The organism is Lishizhenia sp. (genome assembly GCF_033720595.1).
Classification (GTDB): domain Bacteria; phylum Bacteroidota; class Bacteroidia; order Flavobacteriales_D; family Crocinitomicaceae; genus Lishizhenia.
On the sequence record NZ_JAWWCF010000093.1, the window covers coordinates 1 to 11336 of the forward strand.

10 protein-coding genes are annotated in these 11336 nt (G+C 36.7%); 7 read left to right on the forward strand and 3 right to left on the reverse strand.

Annotation, left to right across the window (positions count from 1 at the left end; all coding sequences use genetic code 11):
- The coding region (gene yaaA / locus R3333_RS08065) for a peroxide stress protein YaaA (protein ID WP_318958279.1) at positions 1-337 on the reverse strand (337 nt) is incomplete at its 3' end.
- 81 nt (positions 338-418) lie between these two features.
- Between yaaA and ribD the strand changes: the two genes are divergently transcribed.
- The 7 genes from ribD to R3333_RS08100 all read left to right on the forward strand — a co-directional run bounded on the left by ribD (position 419) and on the right by R3333_RS08100 (position 9738).
- Positions 419-1462 carry a bifunctional diaminohydroxyphosphoribosylaminopyrimidine deaminase/5-amino-6-(5-phosphoribosylamino)uracil reductase RibD gene (ribD, locus tag R3333_RS08070; protein ID WP_318958280.1) on the forward strand — a complete coding sequence of 348 codons (1044 nt, stop codon included), beginning with the start codon at positions 419-421 and terminating at the stop codon, positions 1460-1462.
- A gap of 149 nt (positions 1463-1611) precedes the next feature.
- Positions 1612-2067, forward strand: coding sequence for a Fur family transcriptional regulator (locus R3333_RS08075; protein WP_090246712.1), 456 nt, complete (start codon positions 1612-1614; stop codon positions 2065-2067).
- A complete protein-coding gene (locus tag R3333_RS08080; RefSeq protein ID WP_318958281.1) occupies positions 2067-2426 on the forward strand; it encodes an STAS domain-containing protein in 360 nt (119 codons plus the stop codon). The genes R3333_RS08075 and R3333_RS08080 overlap by 1 nt, the downstream gene beginning before the upstream one ends.
- Positions 2423-3697, forward strand: coding sequence for an adenylosuccinate synthase (locus R3333_RS08085; protein WP_318958282.1), 1275 nt, complete (start codon positions 2423-2425; stop codon positions 3695-3697). Before R3333_RS08080 ends, R3333_RS08085 begins: the two co-directional genes overlap by 4 nt.
- A gap of 41 nt (positions 3698-3738) precedes the next feature.
- Positions 3739-5253: an OstA-like protein gene (locus tag R3333_RS08090; protein WP_318958283.1), complete on the forward strand. Its 1515-nt coding sequence runs from the start codon at positions 3739-3741 to the stop codon at positions 5251-5253.
- A 201-nt stretch (positions 5254-5454) separates the two neighbouring features.
- Positions 5455-7197, forward strand: a complete 1743-nt coding sequence (locus tag R3333_RS08095) for a gliding motility-associated C-terminal domain-containing protein (RefSeq protein WP_318958287.1) — start codon at positions 5455-5457, stop codon at positions 7195-7197.
- Between the two features lie 378 nt (positions 7198-7575).
- Positions 7576-9738: a gliding motility-associated C-terminal domain-containing protein gene (locus R3333_RS08100; RefSeq protein WP_318958284.1), complete on the forward strand. Its 2163-nt coding sequence runs from the start codon at positions 7576-7578 to the stop codon at positions 9736-9738.
- Here R3333_RS08100 and bshA read toward each other — a convergent pair whose 3' ends face one another.
- Positions 9739-10875 (reverse strand): N-acetyl-alpha-D-glucosaminyl L-malate synthase BshA, encoded by a 1137-nt coding sequence (bshA, locus tag R3333_RS08105; RefSeq protein WP_318958285.1) that lies wholly within the window; start codon positions 10873-10875, stop codon positions 9739-9741.
- Between the two features lie 27 nt (positions 10876-10902).
- Positions 10903-11336 (reverse strand): serine hydrolase domain-containing protein (locus R3333_RS08110; protein WP_318958286.1); only part of this gene is annotated, 434 nt, incomplete at its 5' end.

The window sequence follows — 11336 nt, forward strand, 5'->3', positions numbered from 1 at the left end:
ACAAAATGCGCAACTCTCCTTGTGCCTTTGTCAATTCTTCACTTGAAAAACTTTCTATATCCAAACCTCTGTATACCTCTCCAGTAAAAACAGTCGCTGCAGGTTTCACATTATCATTGAGTGTATTTGGCTTTTCCCAGGCTTGATAGCGTTGGTAATTCAACTCCCCCAAATCTTTAGATATATGCATCATTTTCTCAAACTTTTTGGCAGAAAATTTACCCAACTTATTTGCCAAGTAATCTGCCTCTTCTAGAAATTGAGGAATTGTCTGAAATGGAGTATCAACATTTCTATTATAGTCTAAGGACTTTGCCGGAGAGATTAATATTTTCATCTTTTATAAACTTTGCCAACAAAAATAACAAGTCATTTAGTATCTCCTAAACCCAAACCCAAGGATTTCTATCTTTGTAGCATGGAGGATAAAGATTACATGCAATTGGCCATCAATTTGGCTAAAAAAGGAGGTCGAAACGCCGCTCCAAACCCTATGGTTGGTTCTGTCATCGTGTACGAAGATAAAATCATAGGACAAGGATACCACCAAAAATGCGGAGAAGCTCATGCCGAAGTGAATGCCGTAAACAGTGTAGAAGATAAATCTTTACTCCCCCACGCTACTATTTATGTAAGCTTAGAACCCTGCGCGCACTATGGAAAAACTCCACCTTGTGCTGATTTAATCGTAAAATCGAAATTCAAACGTTGCGTTATTGCCTGTACAGATCCTTTCTCTGAAGTTTCAGGAAAAGGAATTCAACGTATCAAGGATGCTGGAATTGAAACAACGGTGGGAGTTCTAGAAAATGAAGCGCTGGAATTAAACAAACGCTTTTTTACTTATCACCAAAAACAACGTCCATATGTAATATTAAAATGGGCACAAAGTAAAGATGGTTTCATGGATATAGATAGAAGTGAAAACCAAAAAGGAGTTTATTGGATTACCCAACCTGAAACGAAAAAAGTGGTACATCAATGGCGCGCTGAGGAGCAAGCTATTTTAGTAGGCTGGAAAACCATTGCCAATGATAACGCGAGTTTAACAGTTCGCGAAGTACAAGGTGAAAACCCCGTTCGTTTCATTATTGATCCGCAACTTTCTATCCCTAAAACGGCACAAATCTTTCTAGACGGTGTACCAACCATAATCTATACGCAAAAAGAAAACACAAATCTACCTTCACACATTGCCTTAAAACAATTAGACAATATCAGTGTTGAAGCAATACTTAAAGACCTCTATGAACGCAAAATGCTTTCTGTCTTTATAGAGGGAGGTGCATATACGCTTCAAGCGTTTATAGCTTCAAGACTTTGGGATGAAGCTAGAATACTTACTGGAGATACAAGCCTAATTAAAGGTCAACCAGCACCTCGAATAAAGGGTAAAACCGTAAGTAAAACTCATTTGGGTAAAGATGAAATTCATATACTCTATAAAGAAGAAAATCGTTAAAAAACTTTCCCCTTAAATGAGTAGTTGTTTGATATTTAGATAAAAACGGTCATTCACGGAGTTTTGTGAATAAAGGGGCATATTTTTTTTGAAACAAGCATTTCAATTTCGAATACTTATATTACTTTTGTTGCTTAATAGAAAGGTGAATGCAAAACATACAGGAAACGGTAAAAGATATTTTTTCTGCCTATCTTGAAAAAAACGGTCACAGGAAAACTCCTGAACGCTTCGCCATACTCGCAGAAGTTTACGGTTACGATGGTCATTTCGACATAGAATCACTCTATATCAAAATGAAAAATCAAAACTACCGTGTATCTCGAGCAACACTCTACAATACCATAGAATTATTACTGGCGTGTAACTTAGTACGTAAACATCAATTTGGGAAGAACATTGCTCAATTTGAGAAAGCGCATGGTTATAAGCAGCACGACCACATGATTTGCACGGATACAGGAGAGGTTATCGAATTCTGTGATCCACGTATTCAGGCTATCAAGGCAACGGTTGAGGAAGTATTTGGTGTAAAAATTCAACACCACTCGCTCTACTTCTACGGTGTCAAGAATTCAGAATCAGAAGAAACAGAAGAACAATAGTGAACATCATTCACAAAATAGAAACGGCCTCTAAGGGGGTGCTTATTCTTTTTTTACAAGGAAGGATGTTGAGCAACGAAAACTTTGACGAATTGCTCGCAGCTATTGATAAAGGAATGAATGATGAAAATAAAAACTTCATCATTAATCTCGAAGAGCTCACTCATTTAAACAGTAGTGGTTTAAACACTTTGTTAAAATGTTTTACAAAAGTGAGAAGCGCAGGTGGAGAACTTGTTTTAACGCAAGTCAATTCACACATCGAGAACATATTTGAAATATCGAAATTAAAATCAATTTTTAATATTTGTGCGTCCACAAGGGAAGCACTTAATTTTTTAAATGCACAAGAGGCATGAAGGTAGATGTACTTTTAGGATTACAATGGGGAGACGAAGGTAAAGGAAAGATAGTAGACGTTCTTACCCCAAAATATGATATCATTGCTCGTTTTCAGGGTGGTCCAAATGCAGGTCACACATTAGAATTCGAAGGTATCAAACACGTATTACACACTATTCCATCTGGAATCTTTAGAGAAGATACTTTAAACTTAGTGGGTAATGGAGTGGTAATAGACCCTGTGATCTTCCAAAAAGAGTTAGAAAAATTAGCTCCTTTCAATATCAACATTAAAGAACGTTTGATATTATCTAAAAAGGCACACTTAATTTTACCGACACACAGATTATTAGATGCTGCATCGGAATCTGCAAAAGGAAAGAATAAAATCGGTTCTACCCTTAAAGGAATTGGTCCAACTTACATGGACAAAACAGGTAGAAATGGATTGAGAGTTGGAGATATTTTCATGTCTAACTTCCAAGAAAAATACGAAGCACTTAAGGCCAAGCACGTTGAATTGTTGAACCACCACGAAGGGTTCGAATACAACATCGAAGAGTTAGAGCCAGCTTTCTTTGAAGGAATTGAAGTATTGAGAGGATTAACGGCTGTTGATTCTGAGCAATTCATCAATGACGCATTGAAATCAGGTAAATCTATCTTAGCTGAAGGTGCACAAGGAACTTTGTTAGATATTGACTTTGGAACTTACCCATTCGTTACTTCATCAAACACAGTTACTGCTGGTACTTGTACTGGTTTAGGAGTTGCTCCAACAAGAATCGGAGACGTAATTGGTATCTTTAAAGCTTACTGTACACGTGTTGGTTCTGGACCATTCCCTACTGAATTACACGACGAAGTTGGAGAGAAAATCAGAAAAGACGGATTCGAATTTGGAGCTACTACAGGTAGACCACGAAGATGTGGATGGATAGATCTTCCAGCGTTGCGTTATGCAATCATGATCAATGGTGTTTCTGAATTATCAATGATGAAGGCAGATGTATTGGACAACTTTGAAACTATTCAGGTTTGTACACATTACATCATCGACGGTAAACAAGTAGATTACTTACCTTTCGATATTGACGGTGTTGAAATTACTCCTGTTTACAAGGAAATTAAAGGATGGAACACAGATTTAACAAAACTTACATCAATGGATGATGCTCCACAAGCACTTCTTGATTATATTTCATACTTAGAAAAAGAACTTGAAGTTCCAATTGCAACAGTTTCAGTTGGTCCGGATAGAAGCCAAACTTTGGATAATAGAAAATAAGAGTGATATTCTTTAAAAACATATTAAAAATTGCGCTTGTCATGAGCGCAATTTTTTTGGTTAATACAACAGGTCTTGCTCAACGTAATTATCAAGAACTTGTAAAAAATGCCAACATCATCTTACTCGATGAGGCAGGTGAAACTGTGTTTTTAAAAGGAAACGTAGTTTTTGAACACGAAAACACAAAGATGTTTTGTGATTCTGCACGCTACTACATTAAATCAGATCGCTTTAAAGCCTACTCAAGAGTTAACATCAACAAAAAAGATACTTTAAACCTCTTTTGTGACTCTTTACATTACAGCCTTGAAAGTGAAATAGCGCAGCTTTATGGGAACGTTAGAGTTCGAGACAGCGAATACAAACTCACCACTGATTCGCTAGAGTACGACGTTAAAAAGAGTGCTGGTATTTATAGAAATGGTGGGAAAATCACCTCAATTCTCAGCAATGAAGTATTGAGTTCTGACATTGGTTATTTCTTTCCAAACTCTAAAAACTTCACTTTTAGTAGAAATGTTATTTATCAAAGTAATGACTACAAGGTTACTACTGACACTTTGCGTTTTAACGGTTATAATAAAATTGCCTATTTCTACGGTCCCACAAAAATAACCGCAACCGAAACGGAAATGTACTGTGAAAAAGGATGGTACGACGCTAAGAATGAAGAAGGCGTTTTAGAAGGACATGCGTACATAGTTGATAAAAAAACAAATATTTCTGCCGATAGTCTTTACTACTCAAAACTAGATAGCATATCTGAAGCGAAAGGAAATGTTATCATCAAAGACACTACAGAGAAAGTTGAATTTTGGGGAGACTTTGCCAGAAGCGATGAAAAGCAACGCCTCGCCTATCTAGCAGGACATGCTTCGGTAGTGAGCTATAAAGAGAAGGATAGCACTTTTATTTTTGCAGATAGTTTATTCAATTATATGGATAGCCTACAAAAAAGTGAATTGATCTTAGCTTACCACAATGTTGTAGTGATACAAAATGATGTACAAGGTATTTGCGATTCACTGAGTATGAACCAAAAAGACAGCGTGCTCCACCTCTACCATAACCCCATGTTATGGTCAGACAAAACGCAAATGTCTGCAGACACACTTGTTGTGCATCAAAAGAATTATAAGATAGATCACATAGAATTGCTGCAAAGAGCAGTTATTGTAAATGAGGTCGAAGACAGCCTTAACTACTACAACCAAGTAGGAGGTAAAACAATGCATGCTTATTTTAGAAATGATACGTTAAGATACGCCAATGTAAATGGAAATGCACAAACGGTTTACTACGTTGAAAAGGAAACTAAAACAGACTCACTTGAAGTGGTCGAAAGAAGTGGAATGGCCAGAATTTACAGTAGCAATATTACCTTATACTTTGAAAAACAAGAATTAAGACGAATTGCCTACCGTCAAAATCCTGATGGTGTTGTTTACCCCCTGAACAAAATCAAGTCTAAAGAAATGAATGTGCAAGGCTTTGAATGGAAGCCAGAACTTCGTCCAAAAAACTGGACAACCTACTCTATTTTTGTGAAATAATCGTTTTTTAAACGATTTATTCAACATACTTCCGTATATTTATAGTGCATTAATAATCAACTATTTATATAGTTATTAATGTACTAAACTTGATACAAATACTTTTTACAAACTAAACGCTTACCCCTTTTACGACTAAAGGATAATTACGGGTATGTAATTACGCGCATTACGTAACTTAAAACTTTAGTTTTGAAAAAAGTGTTATTTATAGTTCTTGGAACTATTTTTATCAATTTTGTGAAGGCTCAGTCTTTCACAAACCCGAACTTATTAGGAAACAGTGCTAATAGCTTGGCAGCTCTTCCAACAGGATGGTTAAACATTCCTGCTACAGATCAAAATTGTGACGTCACTCTGAACTTTCAAGGTTTGGGCGACACTCCTGATCTTACAACTCTGAACGGTCCCATGCCTCAGATAGGTATTGTGGGTACCCCAAAAAATGGTTCATCATTTATTTCAGGTGTTAAAGGAGATAACTTTCACGAAGGTATAATGCAAACTGTAAATGGGTTGATACCTGGTAACGTGTACCAAGTTAGTTTCTACCAATCCGTAGTTAAACAAGAGAACTGTAGAGACACCTCAGGCGCTTGGAGCGTATATCTAGACAACAATCTTTTATTAACAACGGCTATTTCATCAAGTCAATTGGCTTATAATGACATTAATTTAAACTGGGAATATAGAGAACTAAGCTTTACAGCAACATCAAGTTCACATACCTTAAAATTCCTACCTTTTGATGATGACCAAAATGGTGACATCTACAGCCAAGGAATTGACGCTGCATTGCGCATGGGGATAGATCAAATCAACATGGAAGAATTAGTTATCCCGACCTATTACATGGATACTACTTTATGTAGCTCCTTGTCCTACACAATATCCTTTAACATCCCTAACGCAACCTATTCATGGGAAAATAATGATACCACAAGCACAAGAACGATTTCGAATGATGGTATTTATACAGTAGAGATCACTACACCGGATTCTATTTATAGAAATACCTATTCCGTTTCATTTTTCAACCCAACGCAAACACTTTTACCTGAAGATACCAGTATATGTTTTGGAGACACCCTAAGAATAGATTCTCCTCAAAACATTTATCCCTATCAATGGCATGATGCCAGCAACCTTCCTTATTATGATGTAACAGAAAATGAATTGGTAACCTACACACTATCTCAAGATCAATGTACATTCACAGATTCATTGTTCGTAGATGTTGTGAAATTAGATTATTCATCCATTGGAGATACTACCATTTGTATAGGAGATAGTTTAACTTTTGACTTGAACCCACAATACACGTACACCTTAGAACAGCAAACAATAATAAACAATGTAACCATTAATCAAGTAGGTACTTACTTATTAGAAATCAACGGACAAGGTTGCACTTCTTATGATACCTTAAATGTAAGTTACCTCCCCCCCTTGCATGTAGAATTAGGAAATGACACCTCTATTTGCATGAATGAAACATACATGCTAATTCCTACCACTAATCATTCAGAAACAACATATGAATGGTCTACAGGTAGTAATGCTGAGGCTTTATATATATCAGAAGAAGGGTATTACTCCTTAGAAGCAACCAATTGTTGCGAAAGTGTAGTAGAAGAGATTTACATAAGCACACATAGCTGTGAGGCTTTAGTATTTGCCCCAAATACATTTACTCCAAACGGAGACAGATTGAACAATTACTTCAAATTTGAAAGCGAAGCTGCTTTTAGTCGTTTCGAATGGAAAGTTTACAACAGATGGGGACAAGAAATCTTCCAAGGCAATAGTATAGATGATTATTGGGATGGAAATTTCAACAATGAACTTTGCAAAGACGGAACTTATATATGGAAACTAACATACAGCCCTCTTAATTCATCATTTGTAGAACAATTATCGGGAAGTCTATTGATTATTAAATAATCGCTCTTACCGTAAAACAAGTGTAGGATGATCCCTAATCATCCTCACTTGTTATTTCTATTTTTGCCACCCAAAAAAAGCTCCCCCCCCTCCAGCATAACAACACGCAAAAAATACTTCTAATTTCAAAAGACTTAAAACTGTCTTTAAACGAAAAAAAATCACTTTTCTACACGAAATTTTAATCCAAAATTATTAAGCGTTCGTATGTATTTGTTATTCGTAAAAACGGTCATCCCAAAGACAAAAATACCCATATAACAACCTAACAAACAACAAGATACATTCATCTAAAAATAAGAGTCATTCACATAAAAAGCGGCTAAAAACCCCACCAAGTTACTATGTTTGCAGAGCGTATTTAAAAATATATAAGCTTTGATAAGAACATTTATTTTGTTGCTTTTAACGGTTTCCTCTTTTACAATTTTAGCTCAGAATTTTGCTAACCCCAATTTCAATGGTGCGGCAAGTTCAATGCTTTCTGTATTACCTCAGTCTTGGCAAAATGTTCCGGCATCAGATCCTGTATGTCAAGTCTCCATCAGTTACCAAGGTTTGGGTGATACTCCTGATATGACAAACATATACGGCCCTATGTCGAATACAGGGATTGTGGGAACCCCAAATATGGGTGATAATTTCATTTCTGGAGTGAGGGGAAATAATTTTCACGAAGGAATAATGCAAACAGTAAGTGGGTTTATTCCGGGTAATCAATATAAAATAACATTTTATCAAGCTGTTGTTAAACAAGAGAATTGTTTAGACACAACAGGTGCTTGGAGTGTTTATATGGATACCACTTTAGTCGGAATATCCGCATTAACTACAAGTCACTTGGCATACAATGATCCACTATTGAACTGGGAAGAGCGGGAGATCTTTTTTGTGGCTACGCAAAGCTCACATACGTTCAAATTCCTTCCTTATGATGACGATACAAACTTGAATATTACATCTTACGAATTAAATGCTGCCTTACGCATGGGGATAGATCAATTCGAATTAACTGAAGTAACCTACCCTACTTATTATTACGACACTACCTATTGTTCTGTAGGAAACTATAACATAAGTCTAAATTATCCCAATGCAACTTATTTGTGGGATGACAATTCAACAGGAAACACCAAGCTTGTTCATACTTCAGGTATACACACGGTAGAAGTAACTACACCAGATTCTACTTTTTACAATCAATATGAAGTTAAAATTTTCGAGCCTTCATTAGCTACATTACCAAATGATACCGTAATGTGCCTAGGAGATACACTACTCTTGCACTCTCCGCAAAATTCATATCCTTATTATTGGCAAAACGGTTCAACCTCATCAAGTATAGAAGTCTACAACACGCAGGAGGTGGAGTATACAATGTATCATAATCAATGTAGTTCAACTGCAAAAATGACCGTTACTGTTGCCCCTGTTCCTCAAATCAATTTGAATGATACCAATCTTTGTTACAACGAATATTTTACCACAAACTTAAATCCGAATTATGCTTATACCTGGAATGATGGTAGTCAAACAAATAATTACAGCATTAACAGCAGTGGCTCATATACTGTTGAAGTAAGCAACGGTTTTTGTGCATCAACTGAAACATTTAATGTGCATATTGTAGACAGTTTATCTTTTGAAGGGTTTACAGACACTAATTTATGTTTTGGAGAGGAAGTTGTATTTTCTGCTCCACAAGGAGATTTTGACGCTGTTTGGAATGATGGAAGTACCGGTAACTTAATTGTTAATCAAAGTGGAATCTACACCCTAAATTTGAGTAACGCTTGTCAGAGTAAAGACTTCCCTGTTCATGTAAACGTAAGTCCCGAAATAATACTTTCTCTCGGAAATGATACAACGCTTTGCCCTGATGAAACTATTATTTTAAGTCCCCAAAGTAATGTTACGGGAACTTATACTTGGCAGGATGGAAATAATAACTCTGAGTACGCTGTTAACGCTCCTGGAATCTACACTTTAACCTTGGACCATCATGGTTGTTCGGTAACAGATACTCTTGAAGTAAACTACACCGCCCCTTTGAACATTAACCTAGGAAATGATACGAGTATTTGTAGTTTATCTCAACTTCAGCTCACAGCTTCAACAGAAGAAAGTTGGAATTATTCGTGGTCGGAAGGAAGTACTGAAAATAGTCTATGGGTAACAGAAAGTGGATACTACGCTGTATCGGTATCAAATTCATGTGAAAGTACTACGGATGAAATTTATGTACTTGTTGAAGATTGTCAGACCAATGTATTTGCCCCAAATACTTTTACACCAAATGGAGATAGACATAACAATACATTTCAATTCATAAGTGAAGATGATTTCGATCGCTTTGAATGGCAAATTTACAACCATTGGGGAGAATTGATTTTTACAGGAAACAGTAAAGATGATGTATGGGATGGTAGCTACCATAACCAAATATGCCCAGACGGAAGTTATGTATGGAAATTAACCTACAGTGTTTCCGGCTCGGCATATGTTGAACAAAAAACAGGGACCATTACCCTGCTTTCATAATTACTTACTTTGATGATTAGCCATTACTTCCTCGTATAAATCTTCATACATTGGCAATATAGCGTCAAGTGAGAATTTTCCTGCTTGTGTTTTGGCATTGGCTTTAAACTTAGCCAGTACCTCATCATTTTCTAAAATCTCAATCCCATAACGGGCCATTTCGTCTATATCTCCTACATTTGTGAGGTACCCAGAAAAACCGTGCTCATTAACTTCAGGAATACCTCCGGTGTTAGAACTCACTACGGGAACATTTGCTGCCATCGCTTCCAATGCAGCTAAACCAAAACTTTCTGTTTGAGAAGGAAGTAAAAATAAATCAGCTAATCCAACAACATGACTCGTATCCCTTACTTTACCTACTGTAATTACACGATCACATGTTCCTAATTCTCTGCATAACTTCTCTACGTTAAAACGCTCTGGCCCATCTCCTACAAGCAATAAACGAGAAGGAATCTTTTCATTAATCTTCTTAAAAGTCCTAACAACGTCTTCTACCCTCTTTACCTTTCTGAAGTTAGAGACGTGGCATATGATACGCTCATTGTCTTGGGCATATCTTCTTCTGATCTCTAAATTGAAATCTTTGCTGTATTCCTCAACACAAATAAAGTTAGGGATAACATGAATTTTTCTATTCGTATCAAAATGCTCGTATGTATCCTTTTTCAAGCTTTCAGATACCGCTGTTACTGCATCCGATTGATTCAAACAGAAGGTAATTACAGGTTCAAAAGAAGGATCCTTTCCAACAAGAGTGATATCTGTACCGTGCAACGTGGTAATGAAAGGAATATCAATTCCTTTCGTTTGTAAAATTTGTTGTGCCATGAAGGCTGCCGAAGCATGCGGAATGGCATAGTGCACATGCAATAGGTCTAACTCCTCGTGGGTCACAACATCCACCAACTTACTTGCAAGTTCTGTTTCATAAGGCTGATATTCAAATAGCGGATAATCACTTACAGCAACCTCGTGGTAATAAATATTTTCTCTAAACGACCCTAACCTTACCGGTTGAGAGTATGTTATAAAATGAATTTCATGTCCTTTTCGGGCCAAAGCTTTACCTAATTCTGTAGCTACAACTCCACTTCCCCCGAAGGTTGGATATAACACTATACCTATTTTCATATATCTTTTCTACTAAGTATCAATCTTTTACAATTCAGCAGCGTTTACCGCCTCGTAAATAATGCGTTGAATCTCTGTTCTTATATCCATATTGATCAACTTCCTATTCTCTGCATCAGGGTAAACTCTGTTGGATAAAAATACATAGTTTATCCCATTAAAAGGGTCCGCCCACGACAAAGTGCCCGTAAATCCACTATGCCCAAAACTTTCTAAAGAAACCAAGTTACAGGTCGGACCACCGTTTAAATCTCTTACTGGTTTATCAAATCCTGCTCCCCTTCTATTGGTCGGACAAAACTGGCAAGCTGTATACTTTTTCACAACATCTTCGTTCACAAATCTTTGCCCGGCATATTCACCTCCATTTAAAAACATTTGCATGATTGCAGCCAAATCTGTTGCGTTAGAAAACAAACCTGCATGACCACCTACACCTCCCAGCATAGCAGCCCCTTGAT